This is a genomic window from Erythrobacter sp. JB1-7 (assembly GCF_057365015.1).
The window spans coordinates 1,841,723-1,861,938 of the sequence record NZ_CP200291.1 but is presented as its reverse complement, the minus strand read 5'-3'; the positions used below and the strand labels follow the sequence as shown (position 1 = coordinate 1,861,938).

Annotated in this window: 21 protein-coding genes; 13 read left to right on the top strand and 8 right to left on the bottom strand. The window is 59.8% G+C overall.

Features of this window, described 5'->3' with window-relative positions; all coding sequences use genetic code 11:
* Window positions 1-51 precede the first annotated feature (51 nt).
* Entirely contained in the window at window positions 52-564 is a 513-nt protein-coding gene (msrB, locus tag AC0V6W_RS09095) for a peptide-methionine (R)-S-oxide reductase MsrB (protein WP_486149262.1), read from the top strand.
* Window positions 565-574: 10 nt separating this feature from the next.
* Here msrB and AC0V6W_RS09090 read toward each other — a convergent pair whose 3' ends face one another.
* The 4 genes from AC0V6W_RS09090 to AC0V6W_RS09075 form a co-directional block, all read right to left on the bottom strand.
* On the bottom strand, window positions 575-2,374 hold the full coding sequence (locus AC0V6W_RS09090; RefSeq protein WP_486149260.1) for a hypothetical protein: 1,800 nt from the start codon (window positions 2,372-2,374) through the stop codon (window positions 575-577).
* A gap of 8 nt (window positions 2,375-2,382) precedes the next feature.
* The gene (locus tag AC0V6W_RS09085) at window positions 2,383-2,829 is read right to left on the bottom strand and encodes a GtrA family protein (RefSeq protein ID WP_486149258.1); all 447 of its coding nucleotides are present in this window, start codon (window positions 2,827-2,829) and stop codon (window positions 2,383-2,385) included.
* Between the two features lie 21 nt (window positions 2,830-2,850).
* Window positions 2,851-4,494 carry an NAD(P)/FAD-dependent oxidoreductase gene (locus AC0V6W_RS09080; protein WP_486149256.1) on the bottom strand — a complete coding sequence of 548 codons (1,644 nt, stop codon included), beginning with the start codon at window positions 4,492-4,494 and terminating at the stop codon, window positions 2,851-2,853.
* A 129-nt stretch (window positions 4,495-4,623) separates the two neighbouring features.
* Window positions 4,624-5,322, bottom strand: a complete 699-nt coding sequence (locus AC0V6W_RS09075) for a PilZ domain-containing protein (protein ID WP_486149254.1) — start codon at window positions 5,320-5,322, stop codon at window positions 4,624-4,626.
* 350 nt (window positions 5,323-5,672) lie between these two features.
* On the opposite strand from AC0V6W_RS09075, the gene AC0V6W_RS09070 reads away from it, so the two are divergent.
* Window positions 5,673-6,815 (top strand): tyrosine-type recombinase/integrase, encoded by a 1,143-nt coding sequence (locus tag AC0V6W_RS09070; protein WP_486149252.1) that lies wholly within the window; start codon window positions 5,673-5,675, stop codon window positions 6,813-6,815.
* A 28-nt stretch (window positions 6,816-6,843) separates the two neighbouring features.
* Here the strand turns inward: AC0V6W_RS09070 and AC0V6W_RS09065 are convergent, their stop codons facing one another.
* Window positions 6,844-7,791, bottom strand: coding sequence for a trypsin-like serine protease (locus AC0V6W_RS09065; protein WP_486149250.1), 948 nt, complete (start codon window positions 7,789-7,791; stop codon window positions 6,844-6,846).
* Window positions 7,792-7,864: 73 nt separating this feature from the next.
* Window positions 7,865-8,863 carry a PDDEXK family nuclease gene (locus tag AC0V6W_RS09060; RefSeq protein ID WP_486149248.1) on the bottom strand — a complete coding sequence of 333 codons (999 nt, stop codon included), beginning with the start codon at window positions 8,861-8,863 and terminating at the stop codon, window positions 7,865-7,867.
* Between the two features lie 83 nt (window positions 8,864-8,946).
* Here AC0V6W_RS09060 and AC0V6W_RS09055 point away from each other — a divergent pair, with 83 nt between their 5' ends.
* The 10 genes from AC0V6W_RS09055 to AC0V6W_RS09010 all read left to right on the top strand — a co-directional run bounded on the left by AC0V6W_RS09055 (window position 8,947) and on the right by AC0V6W_RS09010 (window position 16,889).
* The gene (locus AC0V6W_RS09055) at window positions 8,947-9,840 is read left to right on the top strand and encodes a DNA cytosine methyltransferase (protein WP_486151528.1); all 894 of its coding nucleotides are present in this window, start codon (window positions 8,947-8,949) and stop codon (window positions 9,838-9,840) included.
* A gap of 32 nt (window positions 9,841-9,872) precedes the next feature.
* The gene (locus AC0V6W_RS09050) at window positions 9,873-10,217 is read left to right on the top strand and encodes a DNA cytosine methyltransferase (protein ID WP_486151526.1); all 345 of its coding nucleotides are present in this window, start codon (window positions 9,873-9,875) and stop codon (window positions 10,215-10,217) included.
* A 135-nt stretch (window positions 10,218-10,352) separates the two neighbouring features.
* Entirely contained in the window at window positions 10,353-10,601 is a 249-nt protein-coding gene (locus AC0V6W_RS09045) for a helix-turn-helix transcriptional regulator (protein ID WP_486149246.1), read from the top strand.
* 251 nt (window positions 10,602-10,852) lie between these two features.
* A complete protein-coding gene (locus AC0V6W_RS09040; protein WP_486149244.1) occupies window positions 10,853-11,107 on the top strand; it encodes a helix-turn-helix transcriptional regulator in 255 nt (84 codons plus the stop codon).
* Window positions 11,108-11,124: 17 nt separating this feature from the next.
* Window positions 11,125-12,156, top strand: a complete 1,032-nt coding sequence (locus AC0V6W_RS09035; protein ID WP_486149242.1) for a bifunctional DNA primase/polymerase — start codon at window positions 11,125-11,127, stop codon at window positions 12,154-12,156.
* Window positions 12,156-13,577 (top strand): DNA primase family protein, encoded by a 1,422-nt coding sequence (locus AC0V6W_RS09030; protein WP_486149240.1) that lies wholly within the window; start codon window positions 12,156-12,158, stop codon window positions 13,575-13,577. Before AC0V6W_RS09035 ends, AC0V6W_RS09030 begins: the two co-directional genes overlap by 1 nt.
* Before the next feature lie 274 nt (window positions 13,578-13,851).
* Window positions 13,852-14,409 (top strand): hypothetical protein, encoded by a 558-nt coding sequence (locus tag AC0V6W_RS09025; RefSeq protein ID WP_486149238.1) that lies wholly within the window; start codon window positions 13,852-13,854, stop codon window positions 14,407-14,409.
* The gene (locus tag AC0V6W_RS09020; protein WP_486149236.1) at window positions 14,402-15,043 is read left to right on the top strand and encodes a hypothetical protein; all 642 of its coding nucleotides are present in this window, start codon (window positions 14,402-14,404) and stop codon (window positions 15,041-15,043) included. Before AC0V6W_RS09025 ends, AC0V6W_RS09020 begins: the two co-directional genes overlap by 8 nt.
* Before the next feature lie 822 nt (window positions 15,044-15,865).
* Window positions 15,866-16,372 (top strand): hypothetical protein, encoded by a 507-nt coding sequence (locus AC0V6W_RS09015; protein WP_486149234.1) that lies wholly within the window; start codon window positions 15,866-15,868, stop codon window positions 16,370-16,372.
* A gap of 1 nt (window position 16,373) precedes the next feature.
* A complete protein-coding gene (locus AC0V6W_RS09010) occupies window positions 16,374-16,889 on the top strand; it encodes a hypothetical protein (protein ID WP_486149232.1) in 516 nt (171 codons plus the stop codon).
* On the opposite strand, the gene AC0V6W_RS09005 is transcribed toward AC0V6W_RS09010, so the two are convergent.
* Window positions 16,886-17,239, bottom strand: a complete 354-nt coding sequence (locus AC0V6W_RS09005; RefSeq protein ID WP_486149230.1) for a hypothetical protein — start codon at window positions 17,237-17,239, stop codon at window positions 16,886-16,888. The genes AC0V6W_RS09010 and AC0V6W_RS09005 overlap by 4 nt on opposite strands.
* Before the next feature lie 446 nt (window positions 17,240-17,685).
* On the opposite strand from AC0V6W_RS09005, the gene AC0V6W_RS09000 reads away from it, so the two are divergent.
* Window positions 17,686-17,934, top strand: coding sequence for a hypothetical protein (locus tag AC0V6W_RS09000; protein WP_486149228.1), 249 nt, complete (start codon window positions 17,686-17,688; stop codon window positions 17,932-17,934).
* 54 nt (window positions 17,935-17,988) lie between these two features.
* Here AC0V6W_RS09000 and AC0V6W_RS08995 read toward each other — a convergent pair whose 3' ends face one another.
* A complete protein-coding gene (locus tag AC0V6W_RS08995) occupies window positions 17,989-20,010 on the bottom strand; it encodes an ATP-binding protein (protein ID WP_486149226.1) in 2,022 nt (673 codons plus the stop codon).
* Window positions 20,011-20,216 lie beyond the last annotated feature (206 nt).

Here is a 20,216-nt window from a genome sequence, read left to right as displayed (position 1 = left end):
GGGCATTTTTCGCGTATTCACAGGTGAGACACCGAAAAAGAGAACTCAGTCATGCCGATCACACAGCAGCATTCTGATCAACGTCGCCGCTTCCTTACAGGGGCCGCCAGCCTTGGCATTGCATTGCCCTTTCTCAGCGCGTGCGGCGCCACCCCTGCGCAGGCGAAAGGCAAATTTCGCGTCTCCAAGACCGAAGCCCAGTGGCGGCGCGTGCTGACGAAATCGGAATATTACATTCTGCGCGAAGCGGGCACAGAACGGGCCTATTCCTCACCACTCGACAAGGAAAAACGCAAAGGCACTTTTGTGTGCGCGGGCTGCAAAAACTCGCTCTATTCCTCTGCGCACAAATATGACAGCGGCACAGGCTGGCCCAGCTTTTACAAGGCCATCGGCAAAGGCGCAGTTGGCACCAGCACGGATTACAAGATCGGCTATGCCCGAACCGAAGTGCATTGCGCGGATTGCGGCGGGCATTTGGGCCATATCTTTGGCGATGGCCCGCGCCCAACTGGCAAACGCCACTGCATCAACGGCACAGCGATGGATTTCGTCCCCGCTTAAAGTCCGTAGCTTAGCGTTTAACCCGCCATGCTTTGAGTGTCCCATCGGTGCCCAGATCAACCGGCTCCAACCAATCGGGCACGTCATCGCCCATCAAGCTGGCGGCAAATCCATCCGGAGATGCCCTGCGATAAAGCTTGGGTTCGCCAAGATCAGTGCAGAACACCACATGCGTCGTCCCGCGAGCAAGCAAGTTTTTGCGCGCCTGTTCAGGGGAGGCCATGGCCGTCTCGATCACAAATTTCATCGCATCATTGCCGCGGTGATGCCCCGTGGCAACAACGCTGTGATGGGTGTCGAGCAGAATGCGCGGTCCGATATCCAGCGCTGCATACAATTCGGTTGGCGCAATTGTGTTCAACAGCTGAGCGTTGTCATTGATACCGCATTCAGACTTGATCCGCTTTTTAGGCTTTAGTTCGCTGCCAACCATCGCGGCGTGCGCTTTTTCCGCGCTGGTCAGGACTGACAATGGCAGAACGGGCAACAATGCGCACGCAACCCCCACCATGGCAGACACGCGGTAAGCGGGCCGATCCATGGACCGGATTTTGCGAAACCATGCGCGAATTTGCCATGCGAGCGGCGGGGCCGCGAGCACGCAGGCCACAGCGCCCGCGCGGGCTACCAGCATAGAGATAAGAAACGCGGCGCCCAAAATCAGCGCATAGTCCGCCCAGAAACGGCTCAACCAATCGCGCGACTGACGCGTGAGATTGATTGCGGCATAAAGACCAATCAACGGCGTGATCGCAAACTGCGCAGCGACGCGGATGTCCTGATGCCAGATCGGCAGGCCTTCGTGCACTTTGGCATGCCAGTATTTGGCCACCAGCGGATCAAGATCAGCAAACCCACCGCCAGTCACACATTGCGGTGCAGACATCAGCATAATGCCCACAGCACCGCCGCCAGCCACTGCAAAGCCTGCAAGCAAAAGGCCGCGCGGAATAGGTTCAATCTTAGCCATGACGGTCAAGACAATCGCACCCCAACCAAACAGCGCCAGATGCGCAGGACCAATAGCATCGCAATAGACACGCAGATCAGATGCGCCTTTGGTAAGCGCAAACAATGCAAGGCTGGATATGGCAAGCGATTGAATAGCAGTTTGGAGCCAGATGCGCGCCTTACGATCGCAAATCCAGCGCCATGCAAGCACCGCGAATATCGCGGCCGCCAAAGGCAGACCCTCAATCGAGATCGACAGCCACACAGCCATGCTCACTCCGATAGCCGCCGCGCCCGCTCGCGCAGACCGGGCCATCAGGCCGTTAACCGCTCCTAGGATGCAGACAATCTGCCAGCCGTGATGATCAATCCGCATTGGGCCAAGCTGAAACATCACAGGGATCGACAATGCCATCACTATGCAGGTGATATTGGCCGCCTGCTGTCCCATCAAACGCCAAGCAATCCGCATCGCAAGCATCAATGCAATGCCCATAGTCATGAGCGGCACCAGCACGGCTGCCGCACTCTCAGCCACTGATTGGCCTAGCACCGGTGTTAGCACAGCAATGACAATCACAAGCGGCAGATCAACCAGCCGCGACCAATGCATCCCCACACCGCCGCCAGCCGGGTCAATCCGGTATTGCGCGGTGTCAAACCAACTTTGTCCCGCCAGCAAATCGCGCACTTGGACAAGGCGCAAGGCATCATCCGGCCCCATCGAGGCAAAGTTCACGATATTGGTGAAATGCACCGCCATTAATAGGGCAGAGATTATCATCCAACCGGCGGCCACGCGGATCATAAATTCAGCCGGAAAGGCCTTCAGACGGCGCTCGATCAACATGTCATTCATCCGCCGGCTCAGGCGTTTTCTTGCGCGCGGAAAACGATGCGGCTGCGCAGCAGCCACGTCGCGGTAAAGCTGACAAGGATGGCGAGACCTTTGGCAAGGCGCGGATCACCGCCCGACCAATCGCCGATACCCACAATCGCAGTGGTGAGGCCAAGCCCAACCAAAGCAGAAATGACAAACAGTGCCTTTTGCCGTGTGCGGGCTGTGCCGTGGCTTGCGACCGTATCCTGAAACACGGTGCGGCTGGATAACAGCCAATGCGCAAGGATACCCAGCGAATAGCCCAAGGCCGATGCAGGCGCTGCGGCAATGCCCAGGGCCATAAAGCCAAGGAACGATCCCACATCGACGCACAGTGCCCCAACACTGGCGAGCAGATACCGCGCCAATTGCACATCGCGCAGTTTGGCGATGATTGCAGGGATTGATGGGTTAGAAGGCACAGTGTCGCTCATGATAAGCTCCAGGCGGCTTGCTTAAGCGGATTTGCGCTGCGGTACGGCGGCGTCATCATCAGCCTTGATCCGCTCTGGCACACCGCGAAGCGACGTAAGCGCTGCAACCTGATCGTCGGTCAAAGGCTTGGAGGGTGCCTTTTCAGCAACGCCGCGGTCAGCGATCTTGGTCTCTTCGCCTTCATCGCCCGCTTCGTGATATTCAGCATCTTCATTGACGCACCACGTGTCATAGACACGGTTGCCGACAAGGATGTTCTCAACCGTTAGCATCGCCGTCATCATGGCGTGATCCTGATTGTTATAGCGGTGCATGCCATTGCGGCCGACCAGATGCAGGCTGGGGTGTTTCTCTTCGAGTTCGCTGCGCATCGATTGCACATTGGCTTCGTAATCATCGTCATAGACAGGATAGGCTTTTTCCTGACGGACAACCGCGCCGCTAACGACCATTTTGGGTTCGCACAGACCCAGGATTTCCATTTCTTTGGTGGCTTGCGCGATCAGGTCTTCGTCAGAGGAAGACCACAGCCCGTCCCCTTCAAAACAGAAATATTCCAGCCCCACGCACGCCATTTCATCATCCGGGATCATTTCCGGTGACCAGCTGCGGAAGTTTTGCACGCGGCCAACCTGCACCCGGTCGTCATGGATATAAATCCAGTTATCGGGGAACAGATCTTCGGATTTTACCATCAAAGCAACGGTGAGAAAATCGCGATATCGCAGCTTATTCGCTTCAAGCGAGGATTGCGGCAGCGGGTGGATGCGTTTGGACAATTCACGCATCGGCGCTGAACTGATCGCGTCTTTAGCGCGGATTTGCACTTTGCCATTGGCGCCCGATGCGGTCATCGACCAGCCGCCCTGGCCATCGCTGGCCAATTGATCGAGCCCGTGCCCCATCAGCACCTGACCTTTGCCTGTGGCCAAGATCTTGTCGCGCGCAGCGTCCCACATCATGCCGGGGCCAAGCCGCGGATAGCGGAAGGTTTCCAGCAGGGTTTTCACTTCCTGCCCGTCATTGGGTTTCTTGTTGAGGCCAAGCGAGCGTTTCAGCCCGTCGGTCACAGCGCCCCAAAGCGACAAACCTTTGATCCGCTGCGCCGCCCAATCCGCGCTCATTTCATCGCACGGCATGCCCCACACCTTCTCAGTGTAGGTCTTGAAAAAGATCGAATAGAGTTTCTTGCCGAACTGGTTGGTGGTCCAGTCTTCAAAGCTTTTCACGTCCTTGATCGGGAATAGCTTGTATTTGAGGTAACTCGCCATGCAGACGGTAGAACGAAAAATCCCCAGATTCCACAATGCTTCGAACGCACGCAGCGGGTAGCTGTAGAATTTGCCCTCATAATAGATGCGGCTCATGCGCGGGCGCTGGATGAAATCATCAGGCAGAATTTCATTCCACAAGTCCACAACCTGCTGGGACTTTGAAAAGAACCGGTGCCCGCCAATATCGAAGCGATAGCCCTTGTGTTCAACCGTGCGGCTGATCCCGCCGACATAGGTTTCATCTTTTTCGATGATCGCGACGGTCTTGCCCTGCTTAGTCAGCAAGTATCCTGCAGTCAGGCCAGCAGGCCCTGCACCGATAATGGCGACATCGACATCAAGGATGCCATCGTGTATTTGCGTTTTCGAACCAGCAAAGTGCTGCGTCATGGTAGCCCCCGTTTGAAGCGCTCAGCCCGCCACAGATAGCGAGCCACGTCGACATCGGGAGTGAAGGAAAATGGTTAGCGAAATGTAAATTCCGGACTAAAGCCGGCAATTTTTCTCGCGTCAGAACGATCAGCTGGCGATTAAGATCGGCGATTGCACACGCGCGCACAGCAATGCGAAATCAGCGAGCGTAAATGTGTTGTCGAACACAACCCCATACAAGTTATCCCGCCGCCACCGCACTTTAGCCTGAATGGTGTTCAGCGCCTCGGCCCCTTCGCCGCCAGCGAGCGTAACCGTCTGATTGATAGCGAACAGCCCTTCGCATTCGAACCGCGCGCCCTGTTGGGATATATTTTCGACGACCCCTTCCCAAACTTCGCTGCCCGCCGAAACCGCGATGGGCATGAAAATTCCAAAGCGCGGTGCCCGCTTGGGATAATCGCTCGCCTCCACAATGAGCTGCTCAACATCAATGGGCTCGGCAAATTCGAACGCGGCCTCATTATCTGATCGGCGCACGGTCGTAAGTTCGTAGGAATTGCCGCTCGGCATTTCGAGGCACATTTGCGCTTCGTCAGGCGGACGATGAAACAACCGCACGCGGATGCCCGTTTGAGACACATCGCGCACGACGCAGACAAATTCGCCCTGTTTGGTGATAAGTTTGGCCGACCGGATCAGCATGGTGACCCGTGGAGCACTTCGCCTGGTGGGACCGACATCGTTCGGCGAGCCAGCCGCGTCATCGGTCCCCGCAACGATGGGCTTAAGGGCCTGTGTGCTGGCATCGGGATTGGCCTTTGGAAGGCTTGCTGGATGATCCATATGTCTCGCCTAACCGCGCTCCATTTGCCCCTCGAACGCGAAGAGCGCCAGCGCCTATCTCTGGCCAGACAATTGCCAAAACGGGGTTAAATCACGAATAAGATCGGTCTAAGTAATTCAACGAGGCCGCGCGAAAGGTGGTGGTGCGGGTGGCGGGACTCGAACCCGCACGATCTATAGGATCAGGGGATTTTAAGTAGCTCGGCGAGCCATATCTGGCGACCTATTGCCGCCTAATCAGGGTCCGCGCAGTCAGGAGAACACGACATCATCACCTCATCCGACGCCCCCAGACCTACTGGGGCATCATCGAAACCGGGCCTGAGATTGGGTCCAGAAGGATGAGGCAGATGACCACCAGACTTACCCAGGCCGCGGTTTCGCGGCTCGACGACGAGTGCCAGCCGGGCACGCAGGTCTACGACAGCGAGGCGAAGGGCCTCAGGCTCGTCGTCGGCAAGACGGGCACCTCGTACAAGCACGTCGGCAGGATCAACGACGGCACCGACCGGTACGTCACCGTGACCATCGGCAGGACCGACGAGGTGTCGCTCAGGACGGCCAGGGAGCGTTCGGCGGAGCTCAGGCTGGCGCTGCGGCGCGGCGAGGACCCGAGGCGTCCGAAGGTCAATGTGCCGACCATCGAGCAGGCGATGGAGCGATACCTGGCGGGCAGGCCGGACCTCAGCGCCGAGACCGTGAGATGGTACCGCAAGAAGGTCGAAGTTCCGCTGGCGCCGCTGCGCAAGCTGCCCGTCGACCGCATCGACCGCGAGACGGTCCGCACGCTCCACGAGAAGATCACGCGGAAGGCTGGACCGTACGGTGCCAACGGCGCCATGCGGGTGCTCAAGCTGCTACTGAATGACGTGGCACGGACCCACGACCTCGACCCCAACCCCGTCTCGCGTGGCGTTCGCATGAACAAGGAGGAGCCGCGCGACTGGGCGGTCGGGCCGCAGGAGATGCCGCTATTGTGGCGAAGGCTAGACACCATGGAGGACAGAGTCCGGCGCACTTGCTGGCTGCTGATGCTTACGACGGGGTTACGGTCGACCAACGCGCGTTCGGCGCGGTGGGAGCACCTGGAGGCGGACGGGGTTCTGTTTGTGCCCAAGGCGAAGTCGGGGCGCAGCTTCCATGTGCCCCTGCCCCGACTGGTCATTCAGGAGCTCAGTGAGGTGAAGGAGCTGACCGCGCCGCTGGAGAGCCCGCAGATATTCCCGTCTTCAACCTCAAGGTCAGGCTACATTGAACGGATGGCGCGGACCAAGGAGTTCCCATACGCGCCGCACCAGATGCGCCATACATACCGCACCCACGCGCTAGAGGCTGGCATCGACTTCCAGTCGGTCACGATGCTGATGGACCACGCAAACACGCATGTCTCGTTCAACTACGTGACCCGCGCCCACCTAACCGGCCACCTTCGCGAGTGCCAGGAGCAAGTGTGCGAACGTTTGGCCTCATACAGAGGATACAATCCAAGTTAAAAAAGGAAAGCAATGCATACCGTCAGGGTCACTCGGCAACAATCTCTATTGATGAAAAGTCCGAAACACCTGAAGTCAAAAAGTTGTCCCAAGTCTGAATGTATGAGTTGTGAGATTTGCCGGGTCTGTATTTTTTGTCACCTGCAAAGACCAATCCAACGATTGCTTGCTTCCTAACGACGGCAGAACCTGAATCACCGGGAAGAGCAAAAGGTTTGCCCACAACTCGCATGCATCCGAAGGAACCGCCAGCTACCGAAATCACTGACCTCTTTTTAACCGTCCCCTTTGTCACCCCAGTCCGAGCGCCTGACTTTCTCACGGTGGTATTTTTCTTTGCAGTCGCAATGGACTTCGTCTTTGGCAAGCCAACAAGGGTCCAATAAGTGCTTGGCTCCGGATTTCGTAGTGTTGCAATTGCGAAGTCATGAGAATCACGGGTTTTGACCTTCATGAAGCACTTTAGATCGGCGAAATGCTTCCATTGTCCAGTGCTTCGATCTTGAAGTAATATGTCTGTACCAATCGGAGCAGCATTATTGTCTGCGATGACATGATTGTTAGACAGGATCACATTCTTCCCTTTGCACTTTTTGCCTCTTGCTTCCATCTCAAAAGATGCAAACGACATTCCTAGTGTCCCATATGTGCTAGCGCCGCGCCTGCTAATCCTCTGTCCGCCTGGCTGGAACATCAGCTCTTCTCCATCAAGCTCTTTGTCTTTCTCCAAGTCAAATTCATAAGTCCGAATCCCGTCGCCCACCTCGTAGACAAGCCGGATGGGAACAAACCTTCCGTCAACTTCGATCGTAACTTCGTCTTGAGTGTCGTTCAGTGCACTTGTGCTTCGAACAATAAACAAGGTTCCATTTTCGTCCTCATCGCTATCTATTGCGTAGACTTCCGGATTATCTAAAATCTGACGTGCCAGATAATTTAGAGCAATGATCTCATCTTCCTCGGTCAATTCGTTCACATCGATCCCCCAAATGAAAAGCTAAATCTATCGCATACTAAGCGTTCGATTATTGTGTCGAATAAATCAACTTCTAAACCGGAGACATCTGATCAACAAAGTGGCGAGCGAACATAACGAGCCACTGCTTCTCGGCATTCGAAACTGCAGGCACATCAATTTGATTTGCGAATTCAACAATCTTGGCAAGCTCACCCGTCGTGAAGTTACTGCCGGGGGGCACGGCCAGCGCGTCCATGCACTTTGCCATCGCCCAGCAGATCTCAAGAAACGCATCTGGCGAGCCGCCAATATGCGCCCAAAGCGCGCGCCCTTGCTGGACTTCGACGCGCAACGTTTTCCCATTCTGATTGCCTTCGAAGAAGGGGACGGCGCGTGGCCTGTTACAAGCAGTCTCCACTCCTGGCGATGTAACCACGAGGCCGTCGACGCGCGCGCGCTCCTCTGCAAGGCGCACGATGTGCCAATCCTTCTTGTTACTGTTTTTCCCAGTCGAGTAATTCATGCCGACTATGTAGCGGATATTGTCGACCCCCCAGTGATCGGCCCAGGCCAGCCAATGGGTAGAAATCGCGTTGGCGATTTGAGACACCATCGAGTCATTGATGCACATGGGGCCGCTCTTCAGAGCCACGAGCTCGGCAGTTCCCCCTGCGACGCGCGCGCTATCAATCTCCGATAGGACCGTGTGACCAGGAGAATCGATCTGCTCCCACCCGTAGAAAGGTGGTATTACGTCTTCGACCACGCGACCGGCCGCGGTCTCGATACTCGAAAAGACCTTCGCCGCGGCGACAATGTCATCCACCTGTTTGAGGTGCTGAACGTCGAAGAGGTGCGCATAAGCTGCGAGGACGAACGGGTTAGTCGACTTTCCATCAATCGCTGGCGAACGAGCGTTAATAAGGCGCATTCGATCTTCGAGAGCGGTTTCTAGCTCACCCACCCTTGCAATTCGGTCTGCCTGATCCGGTGCGGTCGCATTTGTGAGAAACTCCTGTACTTCGGCGCGAGTCAGCAAAACCGGCCGATTGAGCGTGGAGAAATCGAAGCGTTTAGTTGCAGGCGGCAATGCGGTAAGCCCATAAGGTGAACAATAATGCGCCTAAGGAGGCATACCCAGTTGCCGAAGTCTAGAAAAAGTCCGTCGTTTCACTGTTTTCGGGCGCACTCGGCATGGATTTGGGTTTCGAACTGCAGGGCGACTTCGAGATACTCGCTTGTGTCGAGATTGAAAAGGCCGCCTGCGAAACGATCAAAGCGAACGCGGAGGCTGGAAACTTCGCCGGCGACCCAAAGGTCTATTGCCGCGATCTGTTCGACTTGCCACCAGACGAGTTGATGGCGGACCTCGGCATCAAACCGGGTAAACTTGACGTCCTGATCGGCGGACCTCCGTGCCAGTCATTCAGCACCGCCGGAAGGCGGCAATCTGTTCAAGATGAGCGCGGGACGTTGCTTTGGCGCTATCTCGACTTTGTAGATGCGCTGCGTCCCAAGATGTTCGTAATGGAAAATGTGCGCGGCCTTATGTCCGCCGCCTTACAGCACAGGCCGATCGCAGAAAGGCCGGAAAAAGGTGGCCCAGAGCTCTCAGATGATGAGCAGCCGGGATCAGTTGTCCGCACGTTCGTCGATGACTTGTGGGAGCGCACGGATGGGCGGTATCACGTTGACGCGTTTGAGGTGAACTCGGCCAATTACGGCGCGCCGCAGATACGCGAGCGAGTCGTGTTCATCGGAAATAGCATGGGTGTTGAGGCCGAATTTCCCGAGCCTACCCACGGCGTTGAAAAGCAAGAACCGCAATCGAACATGTTCTTTGAGAAGCGGGAAGCACTCAAGCCATGGGCGACTTTGCGCGATGCCATTGGCGACCTGCGCGAGAACGATCTCGAGCTGATGGATTTTAGTAAACGGAAGAAGAGCTTTTTGTCGCTTGTCCCCGAGGGTGGTAATTGGCGCACTTTGCCAGAAGAGAAGCAAAAAGAAGGTATGGGCCGGGCTTGGTATGCAAAGGGGGGCGCTCTGGCTGGTGGAGGCGGCTAAGCTGGGACTTTCCGTGCCCAACTCTGGTGACCATGCCGAACCACGCAAGCACATCGCTGTGTCATCCAGAACAGGTGCGCGTGCTTTCAGTCAGAGAGTATGCACGAGTTCAGGAGTTCCCTGACAACTGGGTATTCTGCGGCAAGACATCGGAAAAGTACAAGCAGATCGGCAATGCAGTGCCGGTTAGGTTAGGACGTGTCGCAGCACAGGTTGTTTCGGATCTCCTGGCGTCAAGCGGGCAGGGCAAAGCAACTGCGAACGAACGATTCCGTCAGGTCTATATCAAGTCGCATGTGCGAACCCGAAAGTGGTTCAAAGCTGGCGAGGTCTTTGCAGGAGCTAAGGCGTCCGAACTTGCATACTCAGCAAAGTAAGCACCGCTCCGTCCCCCAAGAATTGCCCGCGCGGATTCCCAGGTCTTCGGCTCCAGATCAGACCGAATAATGGTCAGCGGCACCGCTATTACCCTCCATGATGCCGCCATGAGCGAATTGGTGAGGAGTTTGAGCGTGGAACAGATCATCTACCGGTTGGAGCGCATCGAAGGCCTACTCTCGAACCGTGCAAGCCCAGCACCACGCGAGTACCTGAACATCGACGAGGCGGCCGACTTCATCGGCGTCAGCCGTCAGTCGCTCGACAGGTGGCGTATGGAAGCGACCGGCCCGGCGGTTCACCGTGTCGGACGACGTGTGCTGTACTCGCTGAATGACCTCAGAACCTTCATGGACCAGCACCGCTCCGATTCGCTCGACTAGGTCGTTTCCCGCGAATCCGCGCGATCCGCGCGCATGTCGAATCGATAACCCACTGAAACAATGGAATTCTGTCCGACGCGGCGGGGTCGAAACGTTTATAGCCAAGGGGCGGTAAGCGCTGGCATTCTTCTTCGATGTCGAAGGCTACGATCAGTCTTGAGAAACGAGTTGGCCCGCCGCGACCTACCGACGCGACGGGCCAGACCATGACACGACAAAACTTCGCACCGAGTTGAAGGAGAAACGAAGGAATGTCTGAGAAGAACACTGCCGCAACCGGACTGGCCGAGATGCCAGCGTTGCAGGATGGCGACCGGCGCCTGACCGCCGCCGAGGTGGCCGAGATGAGCGGGCTGAGCGTGGCGACGCTGCGCGACTACCGCTCGACCCGCGGGAGGCGGTTCGGCCCGCCGTTCCACAGGGTCGATCACCGGATAGTCTACAGCCTGAACGAGGTACTGGACTGGCTCGACTCCCGGAGCTCACACCCCGGAGCGCGGCCATGAGCCCGGCGAGGCACGCGGTGCCCAACGAACCGCTGCACCCGCTCATCGAAGACGGCCACTGCCTCATTCCGCTCCGCAGGTGGGATGCAGTCCGCACCGTCAGGGTGAGTCAGGAGGAGTTCGACGAGGCGCTGGCTGCCGATCCCAAGCGCACCGACCACTGGGAGCACGATGGCAGGCTCTGGCGCGCGGACCGTTCAGTGCGGACCGGCAAGCAGCCGATCGACAGGGAGTGGACCACCAAGCGCTACCCGGACGGCCTCGACGTGGCGGCCACCTGCCGCGGTCACGGCCTGAACATCGGGGTTCGACTGCGAGCCACCGACCTGATCGTGGACGTGGACCCCAGAAACTTCCCCGACGGTCAGACACTGAACAGCAAGGGCAACCCGTTGCGGCGGCTCTGCTCGGACCACGGCATAGACCTCAGCAACAGCCCGGTGGTCCGCACGGGCAGCGGCGGCGTGCACGTCTACCTCAGCAAGCCGAGGGAGCCCGCGCGCATCCGCAAGGGTCTGAGCGACTACCCCGGCATCGACTTCCTGTCGGTGGGCCGCTTCGTGGTCGCGCCCGGCTCCAGGCACCCTGACGGCCCGAAGTACCGTTGGGCGACCGACCCTGTGGAGACCATGTGGCCCTGCGCGCCGTGCGCGCCATCGTCGCTGCTCCGCGCGTTGCGCATGCCGGACCTGCCGCCGCAGCGGACCACCGAGCCGGAGTTCGAGCCCGAAGAGATAGAGACGTTGCTCGCCCGCCTGCCCGTCGAGGACTTCGCTGACCACGACGAATGGTTCGCGCTCATGTGCGCCATGCATCACGCGTCGGGTGGCCTCGCCCGCGAGGAGTTCGTCGAGTGGTCAGCCGGTGACCCGCTCTACTCCGCCGAAGACGATCTGGTTCGCTATAGGTGGGACACGCTGGGCGACTACGACGGCAGGCGCGCCGGCGTCGGCACGCTGATCCACTACCTCAAGCTGCACCGCGCGGCCCACCTGATCGACCGGCGGCCGCGCCTGGTGCCAGCCGACGAGTTTGAGGGAGCGCAGTGATGGCCCTCGACGAACGCGAACCGCTGACCAACCTAGCGCCGAGCCACCTCGCGGCAGAGGTGCTCAAGGCAAGACCGCTCGTCTACGCCTTGGGCATGTGGATGGAGTACCGCCCATCGAAGCGCCACTACGTCGAGATCGACCAGAAAGCCCTCACCGCGACGATCTACAACACTCTGGACGCAAGGTCGTGCACAGACAAGAAGGGCGAACCGGCGACCTTCTATATGGACACGAAGCTGTCGGCCAACGTGCGCGAGGCCATGATCCACCTCTGCTTGGTCGAGGACGCGGAAGAGCTGCCGTTCTGGCTTCCCGCTGACGATGTGGATGGCGATGATGTCCCCCACCCGGCAAGCCTGCTTCCCGTCTCGAACGGACTGCTGAACTGGCAGACCGGAGAGTTATTGCCGCCGACGCGAAGGCTGGTCACCACCAACTGCGCAGCGGTGGAATTCGATCCTTTCGCGCCGGACCCGTTCAGCTGGGACATGTTCCTCGATGAGATCTTCGACGGTGACAGCGAGCAGATCGATCTGCTGCACGAGGTGCTTGGAGCGATCCTGACCGGACAGCACAAGTACCAGAAGGTCTTCCAGCTTTTCGGCCCGACGAGGTCCGGCAAGGGAACCATAGGCCGGATGCTTGTCGAGCTGATCGGCATGGGCGCGGTGGCATCGCCGAAGATAAGGCAGATCGCCAAGGGGGGCTTCGGGCTGCAGTCGCTGATCGGGAAGTCGGTGGCTATGGTCACCGACGCCCGGCTCGACCGTGGCGAACAGACCTCCGCCCTGACGGAGATCATGCTCACGACGTCAGGCGGCGACATCCAGACCATTGAACGAAAGTGGAAGGACGACTTCGTCGGCTACCTCCGCGCCCAGTGGCTGCTCATGTCCAACGAGCCAATCCTTCTTTCTGACCTGACCGGAACAGTGGCGAAGCGGATGGTCCTACTGGAAACGCGCCGCGGCTTCTATGGACAGGAGGATCCCGATCTGTTCGAGCGCGACCTCAAGCCGGAAGCCTCCGCCGTCCTGAACCGTTGTCTGGACGGAGCGAGGCGTCTCGCCAAGAGGGGGCGTTTCCTGACCCCGACCTCAATCCGCGACCGACAGGCCGAGATCGTGCGGGACGCCTCCACGGTCGCGGGCTTCGCGAACGAATGTCTCACGGAGCAGGCGGACGCGAAGACGCCCAAGGAAAACGTATACGCGGCATACGAACGGTACTGCATCGGCCACGGTCGACCCCGTGTCTCGGACAACATATTCTGGCGTGACCTCCGTTCGTCCGGCAAGTTCCAGGATTCCATGGTCAGGAGGCTGCGCATCGAAGGGGAGCGCAAGCTGGTGGTGGAAGGGCTTAGTGTGGACCGCACGGCGATACCCGAGATGCCCGACTTCGATTGCATTGATTAGGTCGGGTCACGAGATTGGTCAGGCCGGTCAGGGTTATTCTGAGGTTATGCGTATAGAGATAATCATGTTCCAGACGCCGCATATAGAGCCTACTGGCAAAGAACCCTGACCGCCCTGTCACCAGAGATATGGGGTCGTGGCTATGGACGAATGGGAGCCTCACGCCCCATGAGCAACGCTGGCGGCTGAAAGCCCTGAAGGCGCGGCATACCTGTCCCGAGCGCGCGACGGACACGGTCGGATTCCCCGGCCCGCGCCGATCAGGAGAGCGAACATGGGCGCCATGCAGATCAGACCCCCGGCCGTGGCCGACGCGCCCAGCCGATACCACACCCGTGCCGTGATACCCTCCGACGTAGAGGACCGCTTCCTCGCGGCGCTGGAGGAGTTCGGGCAGGTGACATACGCGGCGAACATAAGTGGCCTGGCGCGGCGCTCGCTGTACGACCGCAGGCGGCGCGACCAAGACTTCGCCTCGCGGTGGGACGACGCAGTAGAGGCCTTCGAGGAGACGCTGACCACGCGGGTCATCCAGACAGCGCTCCACATGGGCACCGGTCGTTGGGTGCCCGCTCTGGACGATGACACCGGCGAGCCCGAGCTCGACGACGACTTCGAGCCGTTGTTCCGCTTCGACTGCTCCAACGTGGACCCGCGGATCGCGGTGAAGCTCATGGCGCTGCGGATGCGCGACCTCAACGCTAGGACGGCGCCGCTCGTGGCCGTGCAGAACAACGTGGTCGCGCCGACCGCCGAGGTCGAGAGGGGCGCACCCATCGACCTGGACGCACTGCAGGCTGAGTTGGCAGAATGCGAGGGTGAGGATGACTAGGTTAGCGGTCGTCTTCGAGGATGCCACGGCGCTGGTCGGAGGCATCGAAGCGGACGCACTGGGTGATAGGGAAGATCTACCCTTTCTAACGGAAGGCGCGCGGCTCGCTGCCGCGAAGCGTGCTCTTTCCGATGGGGATCGCGATGCCGCAGAGGCAATAGTGGAGCGTGAAGTCGTCGCTCCAAGCAGTGAAGGCCAGATCGTTATTACCTTCGTCGCGCCGCCCGACTGGGACCGCTTCGGCCAGGCGCTTTGGAGCGAGGCGACAGGCACGGTCCATCCGGTGTTCACGTCTAAGGTGATGCTAGTCGACGGCGCCGCGGTAATGGACTGCGTTGGAGCCCCCTTCGCCGATGAAGAGAACCGCCGGCAGTGTGCGCTTTGGTGCCTGAGGAATAGGCTCGAAGACATCGCTGCGCGCGTCGCAAACACGCCGATCGGCGGGGACGGCCCGCACTGCACCTGGCCTGACGCCGACCTGCCCAAGGCCGAAGGGCCGGTCGAGACGGAGACCGCCGAAGAGGGCGATCCGCCCGATCCGTCACCCGAGGAGGCGCCAGCGGAGCCCGGACCGGACGCCCAGTCGAACGTCGTGGAGCTGTTCGGGGGCACCTTCCCGCGGCGCGTCCAGTGACCGCCGATCCCCTTCCCCCGAAACGGCCGGATTTGTCCAGCAATTACAGCGCGCTGCGGGGCGCCCCATCCCGGACCCGACGCCGGGCCCGAAACGATGGTCCAGACGCTGGCGTGAAGGAGGCCCCGACGCGCGGCACTGCCGACGCATGCAGAGCGAGACAACCGACCCGTTCGTGACCTGGCTGGACCGGGTGGGCCCAGTCGCCGACTTCGACGAGCTCCACGGGCACTACGTGCGGACCTACGGCCGTCTGCCGATGAGAAGGATGAGGCTCGCCGGGCGTCTCAAGCGGTGCGGCATCTCCGTGGACGTCGAGGGTCGGCTCCATCCCGTTGAGGGCCTGACGACGTGAGCGGGCAGGCGGAGCACAGGCGCAGGCAGACCTCGGTGGCGGGCGAGCCGAGCGCGGAGCCGCCGCGACACCGCGAGCTACCGTGCGAGCTGAGGGATCACCGGTGGGCGGCATTCTGGCGACCGGCCAGCCGCCACACCTGCGCCCTCCTTCTCGAACACACGGTCGGTACGAACGGCTACGGTCGCTCGGTCGGCCTGACCTACTCCACGATCCTAGACGTGCGCGCCGAGCTCCGACCGGACGACCGGACTTCCCCGGCCACCCTTCGCTGGTACGCCGTTCAGATGCGCGCTGGCGACCTGCCGGACGAGTCGGGCCGGGCCTACGAGCGAGCGCTGCCGCAGTACCGACCCCACTCCCGCTTCCACCGCCGTTAGGCCCCCGAGGTCAAACGAGGGTGCCGATTGCCACCCTCGGCACGCACGATGCGCGAGGACCACAGACACCAAGCAGGAGATGGACCGATGTTCGAGGCAGCGAGGGAGTTCGTGCTCAGGGACCGTGCCAAGGCGCGGAAGGCGCTCGTCGAGGAGATGGCGCGCAACGATGCGGAAGACCTGGACTCGGAGCTCGATCGGCTCGCCGAGGAGGAACGCCGACGCGAGGAGCGTGAGGCGCAGGAACGCGCCGAGGCCGAGGCGATGGCAGCCGCATCCAAGGAGCTGCGCGAGGTCCGCACGAGACAGCACCAGCAGGCCAAGAAGTTCGACCGCGCGCTGGCACAGGCGAGCGCCGCCTTCGAGGAGCTTGAGACGCTCGCGAACCGCGCGGCGACGCTGGAACAAGCGACCGGTGAGGGCGACGGCGCCCGACCCCTGGTCGTCGGACACGCCCGCACCGGTGCCATCGTCGCGGCCGTGTGGCACGTGGCCCGACCGCTCGCGAAGCGCCTCAGGCTCTCGGCGGTGCCGGGCAGCCGGAGGAACCTTCGCCCGCTGGCCGACCTTTACACCATGCCGAAGGAGAAGTGAGATGACCCTGTTCGAGAAGACCGTGGGCCGGACGCGCGAGCCCCTGCTGGACGCGATCCTCATGGTCCACGACGACGCGGCGAACGCCGAGAAGCGCGGCTGGGGTTTGCTGGCCAAGGCCGCTGAGGACGTGGCGACGCACCAAGCCGAAGGCGGCGAGGTCGACCTCCAGCCGCTCGCCGGGGCGTTGGCGGACGCCGCACGCAAGCGCCGCGAGTCGATGGTGTCGCGCGTGATGGACGCCGACCCCGCGATGACCCGTGCCGCCGCAGAGCACGCGGTGGAGGCCACCGACGTAGGCTCGGCGCTCGCCGACATCCTGGACATTGCTGAGCGCATCGAGACCGCAGCGCCGAGCCTGAGCAAGGCCCTCGACGAGAGTCTGGCGCGGAGGGCATCAGACCGTGAGGTCATCGAGCACGCCAAGCAGACCCAGATCGAGAAGGCGAAGGCGGGTAGGCTCGTTTCACTGGTCAGCGCAATCGACATCGTGAAGGCCGAGGTCGGCGGGGGCTAGTCTCCCTTGGGCATCCGGCGTTCCGCCTCTAGGGAGGTGGGCACGTCCTCGCCCTCTCGGCGAAGCGCAGACCTGTACCATGAGACGCTGTCCAGCGATGTCGACGCGTCCGGGTACTCCTCCAGAACCCGCTCCAGCACCGCCTCGTTTGGAAGGCCGTCCCTTATGAGGCGACGCGCCAGGTCGCCCACGCCGCGAACTGCCGGTTCAGCGTCCGGGCCCAGCAGTTGCTCCCTAAGTATGTCGCGGATCACATCGCCAAGCGCACGGCGCTCGTCGGTGGCCTTCGCCTCAACCGCCTCGTGCAGGTCGTCGGGGAGTGAGAGGTTCATCCTGAATGAGCGTGCCAAAGAGGTCTCCTGAGAAAATTGGTGTACGGGCACACAATTTCCTTGCGTCCCGCAATGAGTTGTGCAAAACGGTGTACCGGATGCACGGCACATGATTCGTGCTCCTAGTCCAAACAGAAGGAGCAAGCAATAGATGACACACAATACAACGAGCGCTTCAGCCACAGCTGCAAACCTGGACCTCTCCGACCCTCTGACTAGGGAAATCGCAGAGTTCTGGCTCGACACTGTCGAAGGGGAACCGCGATCGCGAGGGGGTTGGAGGCGTGGGCCTCAAATGACAAGAAGGAGTTCACGGAGTGGCTTTGCAACACTGTAATGCAGGGGACACTAGATCGTCTCTTGGCCGCCGGGCATCCTCCGCTTAAGTCAGCCGAAGATCTTGGGCGCACATTGGTTCGTATGGGCTTTTTCGACAGTTTACCTCCAATTTTCAGGGAGGCGGCATGATGAACCTTATCAGCAGGCAGCGAGCGCTTGAGGAGCTCGAATGGGGCGTGGCGCGAAGACCCAGCGAACGCGAAATCGCGCTCTTGGAAGAGATCATCGGAAAGGCGGAGCGGCAGCTCATGCTTCAGCCAGCATCCGAAATCTACGTTGAGACGCTCGAGCTAATAAGCGCTTCCATGGGGTTGTTGGGAGCCCTGCGTGACGAACCGGGCGTGAAGGAACTCGAAACGGAAGTAATCCACTGAACAAAATAGTCCGAGCCCCCTTCGATGCGGTTCCTGCAGGCGCAGGAACCGCATTCAGCTTGCAGCCACTTCACCATCATCGGCTTGGTTCTCATCTTCGTCTTGCTCGACCTCGTCCGTCTCGTCGATCACACCAGAGAGATACTTATCATACGTCTGCCGAAGGTATTTGAGCGAAGCATCCTTATCGATGTTTGCTTTGAGATGATCTTCCACGAACTTCATTCGAGACTTGGCCTCCTCGATAACCTCGCCCCAAGTCTTGCACCAAACCTCGATTTTCTCGTCTTTGTAGACCTGACCTGCCGGTCGATCGCTTTGCCTGGCCTCACGCTTACCTGCTTTGTCGAATCCGTTGGAGACTACCCAGAAGCTCCAACGTGTTTTGAGCGCCTCGAACCGCTCGTCTTCAGCGACGGCGAAAGCGTAGTCCTTGACCTGAGTGATCTCGGCGCTCCCGATCTTCACAGTTGGCCGCTTCAGCTCCACCACTAAGTGTTCGCGCTCTTCTGCTCGGCTCTGAGGGATTGAGCGAGAGAGCATGAGGTCGACTATGCCCTTCTTGCCGTCCACTCTAGTCACTGCCTTGTCGATCGCGGTCTCTTCCCCGATCAGTTTACGGTGTTTTCTCAGTACCTCGGTGAGCGACTGGTCGTCGACGCTCAGGCTAAATTCTTCACCGAAGAGCCAAGTGTTGTTGTCCGCGAGGATCCGGTGAAGCTGACTGCGTTCCTTGAGCCGTGTCTTGTATTCTGGGTCGAAGAGCAGTGCTTCCAGCCCCGTCAGGAACTTAAGCCGATCTGCGACAAGCTTGGATGCACTGATGACGTTTGCGAGGGAGGCCTCCTCAAGAAGCTTCGCTAGCTCCTTTTGTTTCCTTTCGGGCAGATCGAGAACCTCGGTAAGGATGAGCTGCAGATCCTCGGGGCCGCTCTCGATCGCCTGCCGCAGCATCCTTAGCTGGAAGGCTTTGGTCTTGCGGCTGCTCTCTGAAAACTCAGGGAGATGCCGATTCACGTTTAGCGCCACGATGTCGAAGACCTTGCGCTCCGCTTCCTGCACGCTGGTCTCCGGCTCTGCGACATAGGGATAAACCTGCTCGGCCTTCCACTGTTCGATCTCGGACCTTGCGGCGTCGGCTTCGCGTGCCCGAAAGTACTCCTTTATCCGGTCTTGAGCAGCCTCGTAGGCCGATTGGAGAGCCGGGTTCATCTCCGCCAATTCGAGCGCCCCGGCCTGATGAAGGTGTGAGATGTAGGGAGACTTCAGATAGGCGGAGAACTGGAAGCCCGGCGTGTGAAAGCGCGGCTGCCGACGCTGAAGCGGGAAGCCGCTTTCAGTGCAGAGATAGACGACACGCTCGGTGTTGGCTTTCCACTCGATCAGTTCGAGAACGAGCGCATGCTCGTCCCCATCGTCTACGATTGGGTCCAAAGCGAAGGTTTCTCGGGTCGCGATGGCATTGGCGGGGTCTAGCTGTTCGCCGTTGAGCGAGATGGAAACGTCAGGATAGTCGCTGAGGTAGAGTGCGAAGATCTCCGACAGCTCTTGGACTGCGCTCTCGCCCTCTAATGACCGGAAGTCGCGGTGTAGCTCTGTCACCCTAACCTCGGTCCCTGTTTGCCCGGCCCTAACTCCCGTGGGCTCGGTGACACGTACGTCGATCAGATTATCGCGGAGGAGTGTGATCTTGTAGCGTTTGAGTTCATCCTGAGCACCGTACGTTACCAGCCAGTCTGAGACGCGCCCGAGCGCGAGTGCCTTGAACCGGCCCCTGCCCTCTTTCCCGTGAAGCATGCGCGACTTGGTCTTGGAGACGCTCCCGTGCGCCTTCCACGATCCTCCCAGCTTTCCGAAGAGGGGCCCGGCGTCCTCGTGGGGGATGCCATGACCGTTGTCACGCACAGTGACCGACTGCATGCCGAACTCGTTCGACTGGACCTCTATCTGGACATCCGTCGCGTCAGCATCGAGCGAATTCCACACGAGTTCGGCCAACGCCTGAATTGGCCGCGCGCTCGCGAGCTTCTCCAAGTGATCGCCTTGGACCTCTACCTTGAAGTGGGAATCCGCCATCAACTGGCTCTAGAACATTTCAAGTACAAATGCCATCTCGTTGAACTACCGCTCCCCCTCTTACTAAGCCCGGCCCATTCGATTCCCATACCTTCCCCGCTCGTCAGAAACCAGGAGCCGCAAAACACGTCGGGTCTATTTCGGGCCTAGATGCCATCCTCAACGAAACACACTGTCACCGATTCCTCGAGAAAGTCCAACGATTT